We start from the raw sequence: 19,713 nt of genomic DNA on the forward strand, positions 1-19,713 counted from the left end.
GCTTGTTATCAGATTTCGGGCAGGTTCCCAGGAGCCACTCGAGAGAGTATTGACCCCCCATCCAGACTGCGGCAGACTCTAAAAAATGTCAAACAGTCAGTTTTTCTAAGGATAGCTCACGCAATCAATGCGGCAAAACCGACTGCGGGATGATAGCGGAACGGCTTCTCGTCCCAGGCTCGACGAGAAGCGCCTACAAAAACAACATCGAGGTCCAGATATATGTCAGCACGCGAACCCGGCTGGAGCACTGATCAGGTCGACACCATCAACGCCGTACTGCAACGCTCTACGGAGAAGTACGGCGACCGCCAATTCCTCGAGTTCCTTGGCGAGACCTACAGCTTCGCCGACCTGAACCGGGCTGCCTGCCGCCTGGCCAATGGGCTAAAAGGCCTGGGAGTGAGCAAAGGTCAGACCGTCGTCACCATCCTCGACAATTCGGCCGACGCCGTCGTCATCTGGTTCGCCATCAACAAGCTCGGCGCGATAAGCGTGCCGGTGAACACCGCACTAAAGGGCGATTTCCTGCGCCATCAGGTATCCGACGCCGATGCTGCCGTAGTGATCGCCGAACACGATTATGCCGAGCGCGTGGCCAACATCGCCGACAAGCTGCCCAACCTGGAAACCCTGGTCTATCGCGGCACCACGCCCGACCTGGTGTTTAACAAGCAACTGCTACCCTGGGCCGGCCTGCTCAGCGACGACACCAGCGAACCCGAGGTTGATGTGCAACCTGGCGATTTGGCCATGCTCATCTATACCGGTGGCACCACCGGCCCGTCCAAAGGCTGCATGATCAGCCACAACTATACGTGCAGCCTGGCGCGACAGATGCTGATGATCACCAATCGCGATGAAACAACCATCACCTGGACGCCGCTACCGCTGTTCCACTTCAATGCCGTGGCCACCAGCGTCCTGTGCAACATGATGGTCGGCGCCCAGGTCGCCATCTACCCACGCTTCTCGGTGTCCAATTTCTGGCCGGAAATCGAACGTACCGGTGCCAATGACGTGGGTCTGCTGGCGGCGATGATGCCGATGCTGGCCGGCGCGCCGGACAACGACGCAATGAAGCGCTGCTACGGCCAGATCAAAGGCGTATGGGGCGCACCTTTCCCGGAACCAGTGCAGCAGGCATGGAAGACGCGCTTCGGCGTCACCCACACCGTTGTCGGCGGCTTCGGCCTGAGCGAATGCTCGCTGCCGACCATCCTGCCATTCGGTACGCCGATGCGGCCGAACAGCTCCGGTAAGCGCAACACGGAATACTTCGACGTACGCATCGTCGATGACCACGACAACGAACTGCCGCCCAACACCCCCGGCGAGATCATCGTCCGTCCGCGCAAGCCTCACATCATGTTCGAGGGCTACTGGAAGCGTCCGGAAGATACCCTCAAGGTCATGCGCAACATGTGGTTCCACACCGGCGACATCGGCATGTTCGACGAGGATGACTACTTCTACTTCCTCGACCGCAAGAAGGACTACCTGCGCCGCCGTGGCGAGAACATTTCCAGCTTCGAGGTGGAAAGCGCCTTCCTCCAGCATCCGGCTGTGGACGAAGTGGCCGCCCACGCAGTGCTCTCCGATCTGGGCGAGGATGAACTGAAGGTGACCATCACCCTCAAGCCGGACACCAGCCTGAGCGAGGTAGACCTGTGCCACTGGGCTGCCGAACAGATGCCCTACTACGCAGTGCCGCGCTATATCGAGTTCCGCAGCGCCCTGCCGAAGAGCCCCCTGGGTCGCGTCTACAAGTTCCAGCTGCGTGACGAAGGCGTCACCACCACCACCTGGGATCGTGAAAAGGCCGGTTTCAAGCTCAATAAGCGCTGAAGGTGCTGGAAGGAACCAAATGACAGGAACAAGCACCTACTTCACAGGTGGCTCGGGCAACCGCTTGGCGGCGGATGTCTCGGGCCCGAAAGGCGCTCCCCCGGTGATCCTTCTCCATGGTGGCGGGCAAACCCGCCACTCTTGGGCGCGAGCACACAAGGTACTAGCCGCCAAGGGTTATCGGGTGATTTCCCTGGACGCTCGCGGCCATGGCGAATCCGACTGGCCCGAGGACGGTGACTACAGCACAGACGCGCAGGTCGACGATCTGCTTGCCGTCATCGCCACTCTTGGCGAACGCCCCGCCTTGGTGGGCGCGTCCATGGGTGGCGTGCAGTCGCTGATCGCCTGCGGACACCATACCGGCCTCGCTTCGGCGCTCATTCTTGTAGATGTCACACCACGCCTTGAAATCCAAGGTATCGAGCACATCATCGGTTTCATGACCCGGCACCCGGAAGGCTTCGCCTCCTTGGAGCAGGCCGCCGAAGTAGTCGCCGCCTACAACCCGAACAGACGCCCATCGCGCGATCTCAACGGTCTCAGCAAGAACCTGCGTCAACGCGACGATGGCCGCTGGTACTGGCACTGGGATCCGCGTTTCATGCAAGGCAACCACCTAGAGAAGGTCACGCGGATCGGCCAGCAGATGAAGGCCGCCGCAAGCGGTGTCGAGATTCCTACGCTACTGGTGCGTGGCCGGCAGAGCGACGTGGTCAGCCCCGAGGGTGTACGAGAGCTACGCGAAATGCTGCCACACCTCGACTTCGTCGATATCGAGGGCGCGGGACACATGGTCGCTGGTGACAAGAACGATCTGTTCAACGGAGCCATTATCGAGTTTCTGCAACGACATCATCCATTGCCCCTCCCCTGAGCGCATTCGCTCCATGGTCCGGAACCAGGCGGCCAGCGTCATGGCCCAGCATCCATCGGCTACTGACGCTCACTCACCAGGCAGTCCTGAGCAGTGGAAGCCACCAGACGCCGCGAACTGTCGTAGACGCGGGCCTGTGTCAGCCCCCTCCCCCCTTGCATGCTGGCACTTTCGCAGACGAACAGCAGCCAATCGTCGGCGCGGCAGGCCTGGTGGAACCAGAGCGAGTGGTTGAGGCTGGCGATGAACAGCCGCTCCCGAGCGTCATCCAGGGGGACGTGATAGCTGATAGCCGCGCTGTTGATCCAGAAGTCGCTGAGATAGGCCAACGCCGAGGCGTGAATGGCGGGGTCGTCCGGTAAACTGTGGCGCAAACGCACCCAGTAGGCGACCGCAGGAACCGGTGGAGATCGCCGCAGGTAGTGCTCCGCTTCAATGATTCGTAGCTCCAGACAGGACTTCTCGAAACGCCCCCAGGCGCCACCCGGCAGTTCATCCATGGGCAGTAGCTCATCCGGCCCGGGCAGGTCATCGGCCATCTCCATATGGAAGAAGCCCGCCATGGACGCCTGGAAGCTGACCTGGGCGTCCAGAACCTTGCGCTCGCCTTGGCGTCCGGCCACATGCAGGCTGGTAAACCGCTTGCCATCCTGCAGCGGAGTCACCACGTATTGCAGGGGCAGATCCACTCGGGCCCCTTGCAGAAACAGGCAGTGCAAGGTGGCCGGTTCCTTGTTCGGGCAGCATTGCCTGGCCGCCATCAGCGCCTGCCCCAGCAGTTGCCCACCAAACACCCGGCCGTTCAGGTTGATGTCATGGATATCGGCGGTGAAAACGGACGCAGACTGTCGGCCTAGTTGGAATAACTCTGCCAACTGCTTCTGGCCCCAGGCCAGAGGTGACTCCGTATGCAAAACCATCATGAAAGACTCGTACTCCCGAGATGCCCATCATTCTTCCCAAGCAGCGGACGGGGCCACCCAACTTATCTCTTGTTGACCTCGACACTACCCAATAAACTGACAATTAGTCAATTATTGAATCAACTGCTGCGGTTCCCATGAACGATCAGGATGCCAGCGACCGACTGGTCGACACCGTCAGGAGTGCACTGAACAGTCGCACTCCCGTATACATCAGGGGCGGCAAGAGCAAGAGGTTCCTGCACCAGGCACATCAGGCGACGGAACTCGACAGCCGCGACCATAGCGGCATTCTCCATCTCGATGCCGAACGGATGACAATCAGGGCCCGCGCGGGGACTCTACTGGCGGAGCTGAACCAGGCTCTGAACGGCAAAGGGCTGACATTGGCATTCGAGCCACCGAGTTTTGCGCCAACGGCCACGGTAGGCGGCATGGTTGCCTGTGGCCTGGCCGGCCCACGTCAACCCTGGGCGGGAGCGGTAGGCAAGCACTTGCTGGGAGGTAGGCTGATCGATGGCCTGGGTCGTCAGCGGGGGTTTGGTATCGACGCGACGGAGTCGATACTGGTCGGCAACCCCAGCCAACTGCTGGCGGGAAGCCTCGGCGAACTGGGCTTGTTTACCGAGATCTGCCTGAAAGTCCGTGCCAAGCCGGCGTGTAGCCGGACGCTGAGGTTGGAGATCGAGCGCGGCTTCGCCCTCTCCCTGATGAGGAAATGGCGGCTATGCGCCTCCCCCATCAGCGCCTTCTGCCATACCGGAGACGCCCTCTACCTGCGCCTGGAAGGCAGTGCGGCTACGGTTCGCAAGGCCAGCGATCAGCTGGGTGGGCTGGAAGCCAACGCCAATTTCTGGGAAGAGCTGCGTGAACACCAATTAGGTTTTTTCCGCGACCCTCGGCCGCTCTGGCGCCTGTCGCTGCCTGAGGATGCGCCGCTATCGCCGGAGCTGCCGGGTGCCATACTGCTCGATTGGTGCGGCGCCCAGCGCTGGCTGAAAAGCGATGCCCCGGCCGCGGCGGTGCGCCGTCTTGCCGAGCGGCTCGGTGGCTATGCCAGCGGCTTCACCCCCGGCGCAACGGAACTCCCCCTACGGCACAACCCAACGACCCGCTCGCAGCCGTTCCTTGAACTCAAGGAGCACCTGGATCCGCATCGGCTGTTCGGAACGCTCGCCGACTGACGGCAGCCCGGATGGTTCATACCGCCGGCAGCTTGCGATTGACATACTTGAAGGTGCCGGTGGCGGTGGCCAGCAACTCGCCCCGCTCGTTGCGCACCTCGCCATCGCAGAATGCCAGTGATTTACCGCTGGCCCGCAGGAAACCCTGAGCAATGAGCAAATCACCCACCCCACCTCCTGGGCGGATGAAGTTGGCCTTCATCTCCACGGTGACGCAGCTACGACCACTACCCTGGCCCAGGGTGCTGCAGGCCAGAACCACGTCCAGTATGGTCATGATCAAACCGCCATGAGCCGACGCCCCACCATTCATATGGAAGTTCTTGAGCCTGAGCCGCAGCTGCGCACCGCGCTCATCGAACGATGGAGCGCCAAGGATTTCCAGATGCGTAAGCAGCGGATCCATTCCCAGCAAAGGGTCGACACTCTCCAGGAAGCTGCTCAGCTCCTGTGCGTTTCTATCCGACATCACGCCTCCTGACCCCGGCTCCGCAACGGAGATCCCATGCTGTCATTCTCCACTTCACCATGTTCTTTGCGCTCCAGAGGCCTGCCAAAATCCGGATAGCGTCCCATGAGCAGCAACAGTACGGCCCCCAGGGCAAAGCTGATAGTGCAGTGCAGCAGCAGTCCCGAATAGGAACCGGACTGCGCGAAGAGATAGTTGAAGTAGAGCGGTGCCAGAGCCGCCCCCAGACCAATGAAGCCCATATGCAGACTGAATATCCTGCTGTAGTCGCGCATGCCGAAGTAGCGCGCCATGAGGAAGGCCGCGATGTCCATTTCCGCCCCGGCACCCAGGCCTACCAGCGCCGAGGCCAGCATCAGGCTGTGCAGGTGGGTATCCACCACAGAGAACATCAGACAACCCACCGCGGGCATAGCCAGCACCACGAAGGCCACGCCAGGCGCCCACAGCCGATCGACCAAGTAACCCACTACCACCCGCCCGAGAATCAACGATACGCCGTAGACACTGAAGGCCATCGCCGCATCACTAGCCGATAGACCCTTGTCGCGCAGCATCGGAATGGTGCTGGTGACCATGCCGACCATTGCGGTGACCGACAGCAGCAGCGCGACGTTGCACAACCAGAAGCGCAGCGAACGGGCCGTCTCGCTCAGTGACAAGCCGCCAAGACCGAGCGGCCCGCCCACGGCACGGGTGACGGCGGCGCTGGCCGGACTGTCACTGCGTATCCAGAAAATCGATAGAGGCGTGGTTATCAGCAACGGCAGCAACGCAAGAATCCAGAAGCCGGCCTTCCAGCCTGCCAGCTCGATTGCCCAGCTGAGCAGCGGAGGCAGAATCAATGCTGCGCTGCCGGTACCACAGAGAATGATCGCCAGCGCCAGGCCACGATTGCGCTCGAACCAGAGGTTGACCAATTGTGTCCAGGTCACCATGGTCGTCCCCATCCCGGCGAATGCCATCAGGGTGTAGCAGGCATAAAGTTGCCAGACCTCGGTGATGAAGGTGATCAGCCAATAGGAAAGTGACAACGTGATCAGCGAGATAATGGCCACGGGACGCAGACCATGGCGGCGGATCAGCCAGCCACTGATCTGCACAGCGATGATGGTGGCGACCAGCAGGAAGGAGATGGCCGGCTGGATTTCCTCGCGAGACCAGCCAAGCCCCTCCTGCAGCGGCAGAACCAGAGAGCCGAAGGAGTACAACGGAACGACCGAGACGGAAGTGCCGATCCCCAACAGCGAGAGGATCAGGATCCGCCAGCCCTGGCGGAATTCGGTAAGGTCGATCGCCAGTGAAGGAGCGGATTTCGGTTGGGATTGCGACATATGGAAGCTCCACAGTGCTCTTGTTGTTTTCCCCGATTCTATACAGAGAAAGGCAATAAATGACACTTGTTTATTTATTGCCTTCTCGGTGATTTCGTCAGCGCTTGTCAAAAGTGACATTGGCCTTGACTCGATCCCAGGTGCTCTCGGTCACCCCCTCATCACGCAAGCGGTACTTGAGAATGCGCCCTACCGGACTGCGAGGTAGTTCGTCGCGAAACTCGATATAGCGCGGCACCGCATAGTACGGCACACGCTCGATGGCCCAGCGACACAGCTCCTCTTCGCTGAGCGTGCTGCCCTCGCGCAGCACGGCAGTCACCTTCACCTCGTCTTCCGACAGTTCCGAGAACACCGCATGCACCGCCACCTCCTCGATCTGCGGATGGACGAGGAAGCTGCGTTCCATCTCGAAACCCGAGATGTTCTCGCCGCCACGGCGCATGTAGTCCTTCTTGCGGTCGAGGAAGAAGAAGAACCCATCCTCGTCCATCTTGCCGATGTCGCCGGTGTGGAACCACATGTTGCGCATAACCTTGAGAGTGTCGGCCGGGCGGTTCCAGTAGCCCTCGAACATCACATGGGGCTTGAGCGGGCGCACGATCAGCTCGCCGGGCGTGCCATAGGGCAGCTCGACGTCATGCTCATCGACCACACGGATATCGAACGAGTCACAGCGACGCCCCGCGCAGTTGGGTTTGTCCGGCTGGCCTAAGGGCAGCATGGTGACGATGGCGCACTCGGTGAGGCCGAAACCGGCACCGCCGACCGTGTAGCGCACGCCGAAGCGCTCGCGCCAGCGTGCCTGCAGTTCCGGCAGGAACGGCGCCGAATAGACCTTGTCGAGCTGGCCGTAGCAGCGCTTCATCGCTTCGTTGTCCGGCGCGTCGGCCAGCAGCGGGCCCATCGAGGCCAGCAGGTTGGCCTCGATGGCGCCGCTACGTTCGATATCGGCCCAGAACCCGGAGACCGAAAAGCGCGGATAGATCACCGAGCGGGCGCCGATCATCAGGTTGCACAGGATGGTGGTGACCGTGGCATTGAGGTGGAACAGAGGCAGCGGCGTCCAGGTGATGGAGTCAGGCGTTCGCCCGTGAGCCTCGATGATCTACCGTGCCTCGTTGCAGGCGTTGTTGTGGCTGATCATGCAGCCCTTGGATGGGCCGGTGGTGCCGCCGGTATAGATGAGCATGGTCAGATCGCTGGGCAGCACCTCGACCTGAGGATCACTGGCGTCGTCACTGCGCAGCGCCTCCAGTGCAAGCAGCGTCTTCCCGCCGAAGTCCGCCGCGGGTGCGGTGCCACGGTGGACAATGTGCTTGAGACCGGGTAGCGACTCCTGCACCAGGGCGATGCGCTCGACGTACTCGGTCTCGGCGATCACCAGTTCGGCGCTGGCATCGGCGATCTGGTGGCGTAGGAAGTCGCCCTTGAGCGCGGTGTTCACCGGCACGCTGATGGCGCCCAGCTTGTTCAGGGCGAACCAGAGCAGCACCGCGTCAGCATTGTTGTCGATCAGGGTGACTACCGTCTGGCCCTTGACCAGGCCCAGGGTCGCCAGACCATTGGCCAGCCAGCAGCTCTCGCGCTGGATGTCGGCGAAGCTGTAGGTATCGCCCAACACGTCTAGAAACTGGCGGTCGCCATGCTCGCGCGCCGCACGGCGCACCACGTCGTTGACGGTATCCATCTGACCGACGGACCAGCCGGGCAGCGCCTTGTCGTTGAGTTGGGTGGAAAAGCTCATGGTTTCAGACTCCGGATGGGTATTCGCCAAGCAGGCGTTGCCAGCGCTGCCCCGCCAGCGCCAGTGAGCCTTCGTGGGTCAGCACATAGAAGCGTTGTTCGCGGATAGCGGCGAGCACCTGCTCCGCCACGTCGTCGGCACTCAGGCGCGCCTGCTCCAGTGCCTGCTGGGTGCCCTGCTGGAAAGCCAGGGCAGCGGCGGAAGGCTGCGCCACCCGCGACAGCGGATGGTCGCGGCCCGGCCTGGTGAGGCCGGTGCGCACCAGTCCGGGACAGAGTACCGAGACACCGATGCCCGCCCCCTCGCCGGCCAGTTCCAGGGCCAGGGACTCGGACACCGCCACCAGGGCCGACTTGGCCGCCACATAGGGCGCGATATAGGGAATGGCCAGCAAACCGCCCATCGAGGCGGTGTTGACGATATGGGCCGGGCGGCCCTGACGCAGCAGGCGTGGCACGAAGCTGTGCAGGCCATGAATGACGCCCATCAGGTTGACGTCCAGCACCCGCCGCCAGTTGCCCGGGTCGTGCTCCCAGCTGTTGCGTGGCCGGTCACCGGTGATGCCGGCGTTGTTGCACAGGATGTCCGCCCCGTCGATGGCATCTACCTGACGGGCAAGGGCCTCCACCGAATCAGCATCGGAAACGTCCACGGGGATTGCCAATACTTCACCGGCCAGCCCTGCCAGGCTGTCCCGCGCCGCGTCCAGTGCAGGTCCCGGTAGATCGCCCAGCACCACGCGCATGCCTTCACGCAGGAAGACCCGAGCCATCGCTAGGCCCAAGCCGCTGGCCGCCCCAGTAATCACGACGGTCTTGTTGGAAAATTCGTGCATTACTCGTCTCCCTCAGCGAACCGGCACAGTGCCGCCGTCCACACAGAGGGTTTGCCCCGTGATGAAACGTGAGCCCTCCCCTGCGAGAAAGACCATCACCGGTGCCAGGTCCTGTTCGGCGTCGCCCAATTTTCCGCCCAAGGGAATGATGCGACTGAGCATCTGATCATGGGCGGCCAGCTCGTCGACGCTCATCTTGGCCCGGTGGGCGTCGTACATCGGGGTCCAGATCATCGGTGCCACGGCGTTGACCGTGATGCGATGGCGCGCCCACTCCTGGGCCAGGGTGCGGGTCCAGGCCAGTACCGCGCCCTTGGACGCGGCGTAGTGGGCAGCCCCGGGCATGCCGCCCAGGCCGGCGGCGGAGCCGAAGTTGATGATGCGACCGCCTCTATCCCTCAGATGAGGGAAGGCCGCCTGATTGGTGTGCAGGGTGCCGCGCACGTTGACGTCGAAGATCAGGTCCCAGTCCGGCTGCTCGATGTGCTCGGCAGGCGCGGTGCGTTCCACCGCCGCGACATTGGCCAGGATATCCAGCCCGCCCAGCCAGTCCACGGCCAGGCGGAAGGCTTCATCCACCTGATCCCTGTCGGCGATATCGCAATGGTGGAACAGGGCCTGGCCGGGATGGCTGGTCTCCAGCTCCGCGACCAGGGTTCGGCCCTGCTCGTCCAGGACATCCAGTGACACCACCCGCGCACCCTCGGCGACATAGGCACGCACCACGCTGGCGCCTATGCCACGGGCACCGCCGGTGACGATCGCATTCCTGCCTGCTAATTGCATGGCATCGACCTCTTGTTCTTGTTGTATGACGTGAAGGACGGATTGGCCGGATAGCGCTCCGGCCGCCGTGCTATGGCAGGCCGCCATCCACCTTGATCAGCGCGCCCGTGGTGTAACTGGAGCAGGGGCTGGCCAGGTACAGCGCGGTGGTGACGATTTCCTCCGGGCGCCCGGGGCGGCCTAGGGCATTGCCGCAGGTCTCGCGCATTTCTGGAGTCCAGGCCTTGGCAATGTCGGTAAGGAAAGGCCCGGCGGAGATGGTGTTGACCCGTACCTTCGGCCCGTACTCCAGGGACAGACCGACGCTCATGGCGTTGAGAGCCGCCTTGGCCCCGGCATAGGGGATGATCTGCGGCGACGGGCGGATGCCACCGGTGCTGCTGACGTTGATGATCGAGCCACCCGCGCCCGCCGCCATGCGCTGGGCAACCAGCGCGCCAAGGCGGAACGGCCCCTTGAAGTTGAGGCCAAGCACCTTGTCGAACAGTTCCTCGCTCACCTCGTGGCTGGGCACCGCTGGCGACATGCCAGCGTTGTTCACCAGCACGTCGATGCGTCCGAACTCGGTGTAGGCCACCTCCACCAGACGCTCCACCTCGTCCCACTTGCCGACATGGCAGGCCACCGCCAGGGCGCGTCGGCCCAGGGCGCGCACTTCCCCGGCCACGGCTTCGCAGGCCTCCAGCTTGCGGCTGGCGATGATCAGGTCGGCGCCCTGCTCGGCGAAGGCCTTGACCATCTGGTAACCCAGCCCACGGCTGCCCCCGGTGACCAGGATGACCTTGCCACTGAGATCGAACGGATTGTTCCTGCTCATCACTGCGCTCCCAGGATGTCGGCATAGCGTGCACGCGCGGCGGCGATCTTCGGCGGCAGGTGCTCGCTGGGAAACAGGCCCTCGGCGGGCTTGTACTTGCGCAGCAGCTCGCGGGCCACGGTGATCTGGTGGACCTCGGTCGGCCCGTCGGCCAGGCCCATGGTCGGCACGTTGTTCCACATGTAGGCCAGCGGCGTCTCGAAGGTGGCGCCGAGGGAGCCGTGCAGGTGGATGGCGCGGCGCACGATCTCGTAATAGATCTTCGCCATCGCCACCTTGACCATGGCGATATGCGCCCGCGCCTGGCGCGGATCGCCGTGGCTGTTATCGATGATCCAGGCGGTCTTCAGCACCAGCAGGCGGAACTGTTCCAGCTCGATCTGGGTATCGGCTAGCATCGCCTGCACCGTGCCTTTTTCCGCCAGCGAGGTGCCCTGGGTATGCCGGCTCAGGGCGCGCTCGCACATCATGTCAAGAGCACGCTGGCACTGGCCGACCGTGCGCATGGCATGGTGGATGCGTCCACCGCCTAGGCGCGCCTGGGCCACGGCGAAACCGCCGCCGACGTCACCGAGCAGATGGTCCAGCGGCACACGTACCCCGTTGTAGCGCAGATAGCCTTCGGTGGCCTCGTCCTGCTCGATGCGCTCGCCCATGTGCGGCACGTTGCGGATGATCTCCAGCCCCGGCGTCTCGCGTGGCACGATGAACATCGACATACGCTTCTGGATCGGCGCGTCCGGGTCGGTCACCGCCAGCACCAGGATGAACTCGGCGTAGCGGGCGTTGGAGGAGTACCACTTCTCGCCGCTGATCACCCAGTGCTCGCCATCGCGCACCGCCGTGGTGGTGAACACCCGCGGATCGGCACCGCCCTGGGGTTCGGTCATGGAGAAGCAGGACACGATGTCGCCGTCCAGCAGCGGTTGCAGGTAGCGCGCCTTCTGCGCCTCGCTGCCGAACATGGCGAGGATCTCGGCGTTGCCGGTATCCGGGGCGGCAGTGCCGAACACTGTGGGCGCCCACAGCGAACGCCCCAGGCGCTCGTTCATCAGTGCCAGCTTGAGCTGGCCATAGCCTTCGCCGCCCAGGTGCGGGTCGAGGTGGCAGGCCCAGAGCTTCTGCTCGCGCACCTTGTCCTGCAAGGGCTTGAGGATCGCGCGAGATTTGGCGTGGCGGGTGTCGTAGACCACGCTGACCGAGGGATAGAGCACGTCCAGCGGCTCCACCTCCTCACGCAGGAAACGGTCGATCCAGTCCAGCCTGGCTTGAAATTCGGGTTCGGTGGAAAAGTCCCACATGGTCATCGTTCTCCCAGTGTCGACGGAGCCGCGTCAGGCGGCCGCGATAAGTTGTCGGGCCTTGGCCATCAGCCAGGTGGCGTAGTCGTGCAGGTAGGTGCCCATCTCCTGCGGCGCCTTGCCTATCAGTGAGCGGGCGTAGGTGCCCTCCAGCAGACAGGCCAGCTTGTAGCAGGCAAGGACGAAGAACCACGGCATGGCGCTCATGTCGCGCCCGCTCAGTTCGCCGTAGAGGGCAATCAGTTCGGCGCGGCTCATGAAGCCATCCCAGGGCTCGACCACTGGCTTGGCACCAACGCCACCTTCGGGGTCACCCGGCTCACGCCAGGAAGTCAGTACCCAGGCCAGATCCAGCAGCGGGTCGCCGAGGGTCGAGAGTTCCCAGTCGATCAGCCCGGAAATGCGCGGTGCCTCCAGGGAGAACATCACATTGGGCCACTGGAAATCACCGTGGATGATACCAATGCGGCCATCCTGCGGAACGTTGTCGGACAGCCAGCGGCCAACCGCATCCACATGGGGCAGCGAAGCCTCGCCATAGCCAGGCGTGTCACGGTAACCATCCAGTTGCGAGCGCCAACGCTCCACCTGACGACCATGCCAGTCATGCGGCCTGCCGAAACCTTCCAGGCCAAGCGCCTGATAATTGAGTCCGCCAAGGGCGGCCGCGGCGCTGACAAACGCCTCACCCATGCGCCGGCGCCAGTTGGCGTCCGTGGCGTACCTCCCCAGCAATGAGCCAGCAGGCGAGAAACCCTCCAGGGGCTGCATGACGAAGAAGTTGACGCCCATCACCGAGGCATCGGTGCAGGCCGCCAGCAGGCGGGGGTGGGGCACGGCACTATCGGCAATTGCCGCCAGCACCCTGGCTTCGCGCGCCATGGTTTCGTTGCTGTTAGCGCGCAGATGGCGAGGTGGGCGACGCAGCACGAAACGAGCGTCGCCGCGCCGCATGAGAAACAGATTGTTCTGCGAACCACCGCTGAGCTGGCTGATCTCGGTGACCGGGCCATTGCCGGGCAGGCCAGCGGAGTCGATCCAGGCAGCCAGGGCCGTCCAGTCGAGCAGGCCATCGAAATCGGGAAGTGTCGTGGTCATCCATTGCGTCCCTTGACTGTCCGCACCGCCCGCCTGCTGTTGCGGTGTGGATTGCTCGTTGTCGCGACCATCGACTCACCTCCCGATTACCTGCTTCTTGTCGTCAGGCCGGCCCTCCCGCGGACAGTTGTTTGTCCTGCTCGAGATTCCGGCGAATTCGCCTCAATACGCTCAATGCCTGTTCCAGCTCCCCGGCCTCCAGTCCACGGGAGGTTCGCTCGGTCCACTCCGCGCTTTCCCGGTTGGCCTCGGCATAGACCTGCTTCCCCTTGTCGGTGGGCAGCAACTGCTTGGAGGTCTTGTGATGCGGGTTGTCCGCGTAGAGGACATAACCGCCCTCCACCAGCACATCGGCCACCCGCTGCACCGCCTGACGGCTGTAGCCCAGGCTGCGCGCAATGCGCGCCACGGTTGGCGGCTCCTGCGCCAGAACCACCGAGGCGAGCACAAAGATCTGGGCGGAACTGCCCAGCACGGCAGGCTTCCTCGCGCTCATCACACGGCCATGCAGACGCAGTACCTCATCGACCAGCTCGGCCAGGCGGGCACCCTGCTCGCTGTGGACCGAATGGTCGAACGTCACTGCATCACTTGTATTGGACGTCTTGCCCACGAATATGACACCTCATTACCAAATTGACGACACACTGTCGTTTATCTTGATGAGTTTCCTGCCAGCCGATCTCTGACCTGGCCGGTGTACGCTGCGAAGGCTATGCCCTGACCTACACCTGTTCAAGCCGACCACGCGGCGCCTAGGCAACGGAAATACAACGGGCCCGGCAAGCCGGGCCCGTTTGGGTAACACAATGCCGCGCCCAGAGCACGGTTCTCTTCAAAGGCCGTTGGCCATATATCCACCATCGGCCGCCAGCACAGTGCCGGTGACGAAGGATGCCGCAGGGGACGCCAGGAACAGGATGCAGGAGGCGATCTCGTCCGGCCGGGCCCAACGACCCAGCGGGGTGCGCGCCAGGACACGGGCGTTGCGCTCGGTGGCATGCTCCTGGATACCACGGGTCATAGGTGTATCGGTCCAGCCCGGAGCCACCGCATTGACGCGGATGCCATCCTTGCCCCAAGCCACCGCCAGGCTACGGGTCAGCTGGGCCACGCCGCCCTTGCTGGCGGCATAGGCCGGCGCCGTGGGGCTGCCGAAGAAGCTCATCACCGAACCGAGGTTGACGATGCAGCCACCCTGGTGGGTCAACAGCTCTCGCGCGGCATAGCAGCAGCGCATGGTGCCGTTGAGGTTGATCTCCAGGGTCTGCAGGAAACCCTCCTCTTCGAATTCGGCCGCTCCTCGACCGATACCGGCGGAATTGACCAAGATATCCAGGCGCGGGAGGCTCGCGAAATAGTTCGTCACCGCCGCACCATCGCGAACATCGAGCAGGTCGAATAACGCACCGGCAGCGTCCGGATCCGCTCGACACGCCTCTATCTCCGCCTGGGAAACGCCGGTGGCGCGCACCGTACAGCCAGCGCGCAGCAGCTCGATCACGGTCGCCAGGCCTATGCCGCTGCTTCCCCCGACAACCACTGCAACCTTCCCCGCCAACACCTTGCTCATTCTTCATTCTCCTGGCCACCGGCCCAACCGATGACAACACGTCAGTTAAGAACTGTTAATCCACCCATATTTCATGTGTATTGACGCACGCACATAACTAACATACAGTCAGTTTCATTATTCAACCAGACCGTCAGCAGAGGTCATGATGCGCAACGTCAATTATCCGATCTACGATGTCGACCGGCACTTCTACGAGCCGCCAGAGGCCTTCCTGACCCACCTGCCCAAGGAGTACCGCAAGGAATTCCAGTACGTGCAGATCAACGGCCGCACAAAACTGGCCGTCGGCGGGATGATCAGCGACTACATTCCCAACCCGACGTTCGATGTCGTGGCTGCGCCAGGTGCGCACGAGGGCTGGTACCGCGGGGAAAACCCCGATGGCCTCTCCCTGCGTGAGTTCGGCGGTGACCCGATACCTTCGGATCCGGCCTTCTTCGACGGTGCCGCGCACCTGAAGGTGATGGACGAGCAGAAGATCCACGCCGCCCTGTTCATTCCCACATTGGCCTCGGTGATCGAAGAACGCCTGGCCGACAAGCCGGACGTGATCGCCGCTCTGATGCACTCGGCAAACCGCTGGCTGGCCGAAGGGTGCGGCTTCGCACGCGAGAACCGCCTGTTCCCGGTGCCGATGATCAACCTGTACGACGTCGACCGTGCCGTCGAAGAGCTCGAATTCGTCCTGAAGCACGGCGCCCGGGTAGTGGGTATCCGCCCGGCCCCGGTCGCCGGAACCAAGAACCCGCTGGAAGGCCGCGCGCCGGGCATGGCCGAGTTCGACCCCTTCTGGGCTCGCGTCAACGAGGCGAAGATCTTCGTCATGCTGCACGTCTCCGACTCCGGCTACGACAAGATCAACCGCTGGTGGACCGCCGGCGGCAAGGGTGAATTCCGCCCCTTCGAGAAGGATCCGTTCGCCGAGACCCTCGACTGGATGGGCCGCGCCATTTCCGACACCCTGACCTCGCTGGTCTGCCACGGCGTCTTCGACCGCTTCCCGGACGTGCGCGTAGCCTCGCTGGAGAACGGCAGCTCCTGGCTGGAACCGCTGCTGGAGCGCCTGGAGATGAACTACAAGAAGATGCCCAAAGCCTTCAAGCAGGATCCGGTAGCGAGCTTCAAGAAGCACGTCTTCATCTCGCCCTTCTACGAAGATCCGGTACTGCGCATCTGCGAGATCATGGGTGACAACCGCGTGCTGTTCGGCAGCGACTGGCCGCACCCGGAAGGCCTGAGCCATCCGTGGGACTTCTTCAAGGACATCGAGGATCTCAGCGATGCGCAGGCTGAGCGCGTGATGTGCCGCAACCTCAAGGGTCTGCTGGAAGGCGTGCGCGACTGACCCCATAGCGCAACACAAAAAAGGGCATGGAGCGCATCCATGCCCTTTTTTGGTTATGGGTATTCCATCATGCAGATCACTCCATCCTACGGGAGACGCTCAAGGACTGTCCGGCTTCCTCCGTTAACGCTTCAGCGATTGTCCTTGAGCAACTGGCAGAACTGCGCCAACGGCAAGGGTTTGCTGAACAGGTAGCCCTGGTACTGATAGCAACCCTGCTGCATGAGCAACTCCAGTTGCTCATGCCGCTCGACACCTTCGGCGATCATCTGCAGGTTGAAGTTGCGTGCCATGGCGACGATGGCGCGAACGATCTCCGAATCGTTGGGGTCATTGGTAACGTCACGGACGAACGACCGGTCGATCTTCAGCATATCCACAGGTAGACGCTTGAGGTAAGTCAGCGAACTGTAGCCGGTGCCGAAGTCGTCCATGGCGAAACTCAGGCCGAGCTGCTTCATGCGGTGCATCTTGCCGATAGTGTCGTCAAGATTCTGGATGGCGATGTTCTCGGTGATCTCCAGCTTGAGCATATTGGCGGCCAGACCGTTTTTCTGCAGACAGCACTCGACCAGGTTGACGAAATTATTCTGGCGGAACTGCCGGGGACTGATGTTGACGCAAAGCTGGAAATCACGGCAGTCGATCAAGCCGTCCGCCAGTAGTTGCGCGGCGATGCGGCAAGACTCTCTCAGTACCCAGGCACCCACTTCCAGAATCAGTCCGCTCTCTTCCAGCACCTGGATGAACTGTGCAGGTGACTGCGACCCAAGGCTCGGGTGGTTCCAGCGCAGCAGGGCCTCAGCGCCTGTCACCCGGTCGTCGCGGGCATCCACCTGCGGCTGGAAGTACAGCTCGAACTCGCCACGCTCCAGGGCCAGGCGCAGGTCATTTTCCAGGCTCAGGCGCTCGTTGGCGGCGTCCTGCATGGCCTTGTGGAACATCTGGATAGTGTTACGCCCGGAATCCTTGGCCCGGTAAAGAGCGATGTCGGCGCGCTTGAGCAGATCAGTGGGGTTGTCGCCGTGATCGGGCAACAGGGCGATGCCTATGCTCGGGGTTACCTGCAGGTGGTGACCATCCAGCAGCATCGGCTCGGCCAATAGACCACGCAGTTTCTCCGCCACCTGGTGGGCCTGCCGGCTGACTTCGGCACGCTTGCCCTCCAGGCCGGAGATCAGCACCACGAATTCATCGCCGCCGAGGCGCGCCACCGTGTCCTCCCGGCGCACACTGGCCTCCAGGCGGGTGGTGACCATCTTCAGCACGACGTCGCCGACCGGGTGGCCAAGCGAGTCGTTGATGTGCTTGAAATTATCCAGATCGAGGAACAGCAAGGCACCGCGCAGGTCGTGGCGCTGGAGCAAGGCGATCTGCTGGACCAGGCGATCCATCAGCAGGGCGCGATTGGGCAGGTTGGTCAGCGAATCGTGATAGGCCAGATGCTCGATGGACTCTTGAGCTGTCTTCAGGTTGCCAACGTCGTGAATCGTGAACAACAGGCACTCCTGGTCTTGCACAATGATCGGCTCGGCCGTCACTTCGACTCGACGCAACGTACCATCACGGTGCCTGCCACTCGTTTCCAGGTGGCGTATACAGCCGTCGCGCTGCAGCAGATAAGCCGCTGCTTCTGCCTCCTCCGGCTGCGTCGGCTCAAGGCCGACTTCCCGGTTGACCTTCCCGAAAATTTCCTCGAGGTGATAACCCGTCATTCTGTAGAAACCATCGTTGGCATCTATGATGCGCATGCTGTGGCGTTCGGTAATCAGAATGGCGTTGGGGCTGGTCTGGAAGGCCTTGACATATTTGCTTCCGGCTTCGAGCAGTGCCTCAACGGCCTGTCGCTCGTGGTTCGTGAGGTTGCGGAGTACTCCAACCAGGCACTGTTTTTCATCGATGTACTCACGGTTGCCGCTGACTTCCAGCCATTGCAGATCACCGTCTGGCGAATAGATGCGGTGGCGGGTGATGGGAAGCGAAGCGGCGTGATTGAGAGCATTGTGGAACAGCAGACGCACTTCGTTGCGATCTTCTGGCGCAACGAGGTCGAGATACTGGGTTGGCCTGGAGGGTTCTTCGTCAAGCCCGAATAATTGCAGTGCCAGCGAAGTGCAGTAGAAACGTCCCGTGGCGATTTCCCAGTACCACGCGCCAATGCCCGCACTCCCCAACGCGCTGAGCAAAGATGCGGCCTGTGGCCAATGTTGCTCCGCACCCGCGCAGAGGATCGGCCATAGCGGCGGATGTCCTCCCCACTGACTCATGACTGAGTCCTCCAAGACGAAGTAGAAGTGCCTTGCACTTAGTTCAGTGCGAGTGCTTGCCGGAGTCAAGGGCCGATCCGGCCCCTGACGGCCAGAGCGCCGTAACCGTCAGCAATACCGCCAACACCCAGAATGGCACCGTCGCACCGACGCTGTGCAACAGCGTCCCGGCCAGCGGACCGAGCACGATGCCCAACCCCTGCATGACCCCGATCGACCCCGCCGCCGCACCCTGCTCGTGGGGCTCCACGGCGTTCGTCGCCAGGGTCGCGAAGGCCGGGAACAGCCAGCCCATGCCCAGAGCGGAAATGAAGAAGCTGACGGCCAGCAGCGTGACCGTGGACGTCATCGCGGTGATGAAGAAACCCGCCGCCGCGACCAGGCCACCGATGCGGATGAGCCGCTGCGCCGACCAGCCCAGGCGCCGCACCAGCAGTTGCGCCAGGATCATCGCGATACCGGTCAGCGTCAACGCCAGGCTGGCAGCACGGGCCGCATCCACCGGCTCCAGGTGCAGGTGATCGAGGGCATAGAAACCCGTGGTCATCTGCGCGGCACCGATGGCGGTCACCACCACCAGGCTGACCGACATGGCCCGACGCAAGCGCGGGTCGGCCAGGCGCAGCGGTGTCTCGTTACGACGGCGCGGCTGCTCATGGCGCGGCATGGCGTACCACAGGGCCAGGAAACCGATGGCCGGCAACAGCGCGGTGACATACAGCGGCAGGGTCAGGCTGGACTGCGCCAGCACACCAGCCAGGGCCGGACCGGCCACCATACCGAAGGCGCCGGAGGCTCCCAGCGCCGCCAGGGCGCCAGCACGTTCTGCCGGAGCATAGTGATCGGCGATCAGGGCCTGGGCCGAAGTGGGAATCGCCGAGTAGAAGGCCCCTACCGCCCCCCGGGTGAGCACCAGCCCGATAAACGCCAGCAACGCCGGAGGCAGTAGGCGCAGCGACAATACGATCACCGCGCACATGCACCAGTAGGCCAGGGTCACGCCCGCCGCCCCCAGCAGCAAGGTATGCCGGCGCCCGTGGCGGTCAGCCATCGCGCCCCAGAAGCGGGCCAGCAACATCCACAGGATGCCGCCCAGGGTAACGGCGAAGCCCGCCTGCCAAGGCTGCAGGCCGAGCAGGCGCGAAATCGGTCCGGCCAGGGATACGAAGGAGACCACGGCCACCGTGCAGGCCATGTTGGCAAACAGCAAAGGCGGCAGGGACAGCGCCGTGACAGCAGGCGTGTCGTGCAGCGCCGGGCTCCTCGCTGCGTCCTCGGCGTCGGGTCGATGGCCCGGTGGCGTCAT

The 19,713-nt window shown here is 62.9% G+C and carries 15 protein-coding genes and 2 pseudogenes; 4 read left to right on the top strand and 13 right to left on the bottom strand.

The features are described 5' to 3' along the window. Nucleotides 1-222: 222 nt before the first annotated feature. Both G7020_RS09685 and G7020_RS09690 read left to right on the top strand, forming a co-directional pair. Nucleotides 223-1,848 carry an AMP-binding protein gene (locus tag G7020_RS09685; protein ID WP_100548554.1) on the top strand — a complete coding sequence of 542 codons (1,626 nt, stop codon included), beginning with the start codon at nt 223-225 and terminating at the stop codon, nt 1,846-1,848. Nucleotides 1,849-1,867: 19 nt separating this feature from the next. Then, on the top strand, nt 1,868-2,725 hold the full coding sequence (locus G7020_RS09690) for an alpha/beta fold hydrolase (protein ID WP_058151148.1): 858 nt from the start codon (nt 1,868-1,870) through the stop codon (nt 2,723-2,725). Between the two features lie 59 nt (nt 2,726-2,784). Here G7020_RS09690 and G7020_RS09695 read toward each other — a convergent pair whose 3' ends face one another. Further along, the gene (locus G7020_RS09695) at nt 2,785-3,648 is read right to left on the bottom strand and encodes an acyl-CoA thioesterase (RefSeq protein WP_100548555.1); all 864 of its coding nucleotides are present in this window, start codon (nt 3,646-3,648) and stop codon (nt 2,785-2,787) included. Nucleotides 3,649-3,785: 137 nt separating this feature from the next. On the opposite strand from G7020_RS09695, the gene glcE reads away from it, so the two are divergent. Next, on the top strand, nt 3,786-4,832 hold the full coding sequence (glcE, locus tag G7020_RS09700; protein WP_100548556.1) for a glycolate oxidase subunit GlcE: 1,047 nt from the start codon (nt 3,786-3,788) through the stop codon (nt 4,830-4,832). Nucleotides 4,833-4,848: 16 nt separating this feature from the next. On the opposite strand, the gene G7020_RS09705 is transcribed toward glcE, so the two are convergent. From G7020_RS09705 to G7020_RS09750, 10 genes and pseudogenes are all read right to left on the bottom strand, one after another. After that, nucleotides 4,849-5,301 (bottom strand): PaaI family thioesterase, encoded by a 453-nt coding sequence (locus G7020_RS09705; RefSeq protein ID WP_100548557.1) that lies wholly within the window; start codon nt 5,299-5,301, stop codon nt 4,849-4,851. Further along, nucleotides 5,301-6,635: an MFS transporter gene (locus G7020_RS09710; RefSeq protein WP_100548558.1), complete on the bottom strand. Its 1,335-nt coding sequence runs from the start codon at nt 6,633-6,635 to the stop codon at nt 5,301-5,303. Before G7020_RS09710 ends, G7020_RS09705 begins: the two co-directional genes overlap by 1 nt. A gap of 97 nt (nt 6,636-6,732) precedes the next feature. Then, a pseudogene (locus G7020_RS09715) lies at nt 6,733-8,382 on the bottom strand (AMP-binding protein). Between the two features lie 4 nt (nt 8,383-8,386). Further along, nucleotides 8,387-9,217 carry an SDR family NAD(P)-dependent oxidoreductase gene (locus G7020_RS09720; protein ID WP_100548559.1) on the bottom strand — a complete coding sequence of 277 codons (831 nt, stop codon included), beginning with the start codon at nt 9,215-9,217 and terminating at the stop codon, nt 8,387-8,389. 12 nt (nt 9,218-9,229) lie between these two features. Next, the gene (locus G7020_RS09725) at nt 9,230-10,003 is read right to left on the bottom strand and encodes an SDR family NAD(P)-dependent oxidoreductase (protein ID WP_058151136.1); all 774 of its coding nucleotides are present in this window, start codon (nt 10,001-10,003) and stop codon (nt 9,230-9,232) included. Between the two features lie 70 nt (nt 10,004-10,073). Further along, a complete protein-coding gene (locus tag G7020_RS09730; protein ID WP_058151134.1) occupies nt 10,074-10,820 on the bottom strand; it encodes an SDR family NAD(P)-dependent oxidoreductase in 747 nt (248 codons plus the stop codon). Then, nucleotides 10,820-12,127 (bottom strand): acyl-CoA dehydrogenase family protein, encoded by a 1,308-nt coding sequence (locus tag G7020_RS09735; protein ID WP_306426622.1) that lies wholly within the window; start codon nt 12,125-12,127, stop codon nt 10,820-10,822. The genes G7020_RS09730 and G7020_RS09735 overlap by 1 nt, the downstream gene beginning before the upstream one ends. 27 nt (nt 12,128-12,154) lie before the next feature. Continuing rightward, on the bottom strand, nt 12,155-13,219 hold the full coding sequence (locus tag G7020_RS09740) for a phosphotransferase family protein (protein ID WP_100548561.1): 1,065 nt from the start codon (nt 13,217-13,219) through the stop codon (nt 12,155-12,157). Nucleotides 13,220-13,322: 103 nt separating this feature from the next. Then, complete coding sequence (locus tag G7020_RS09745) at nt 13,323-13,832, bottom strand: MarR family winged helix-turn-helix transcriptional regulator (protein ID WP_100548562.1); 510 nt, start codon at nt 13,830-13,832, stop codon at nt 13,323-13,325. A gap of 222 nt (nt 13,833-14,054) precedes the next feature. Continuing rightward, complete coding sequence (locus tag G7020_RS09750; protein ID WP_100548563.1) at nt 14,055-14,792, bottom strand: SDR family NAD(P)-dependent oxidoreductase; 738 nt, start codon at nt 14,790-14,792, stop codon at nt 14,055-14,057. Nucleotides 14,793-14,937: 145 nt separating this feature from the next. On the opposite strand from G7020_RS09750, the gene G7020_RS09755 reads away from it, so the two are divergent. Further along, nucleotides 14,938-16,140, top strand: coding sequence for an amidohydrolase family protein (locus G7020_RS09755; protein ID WP_165284751.1), 1,203 nt, complete (start codon nt 14,938-14,940; stop codon nt 16,138-16,140). Nucleotides 16,141-16,271: 131 nt separating this feature from the next. Here the strand turns inward: G7020_RS09755 and G7020_RS09760 are convergent. Further along, a pseudogene (locus tag G7020_RS09760) lies at nt 16,272-18,278 on the bottom strand (putative bifunctional diguanylate cyclase/phosphodiesterase); the annotation flags it as partial. A 172-nt stretch (nt 18,279-18,450) separates the two neighbouring features. Continuing rightward, nucleotides 18,451-19,713, bottom strand: a complete 1,263-nt coding sequence (locus G7020_RS09765; RefSeq protein WP_371916381.1) for an MFS transporter — start codon at nt 19,711-19,713, stop codon at nt 18,451-18,453.

This window comes from Stutzerimonas stutzeri (genome assembly GCF_013522825.1).
GTDB lineage: Bacteria > Pseudomonadota > Gammaproteobacteria > Pseudomonadales > Pseudomonadaceae > Stutzerimonas > Stutzerimonas stutzeri_AK.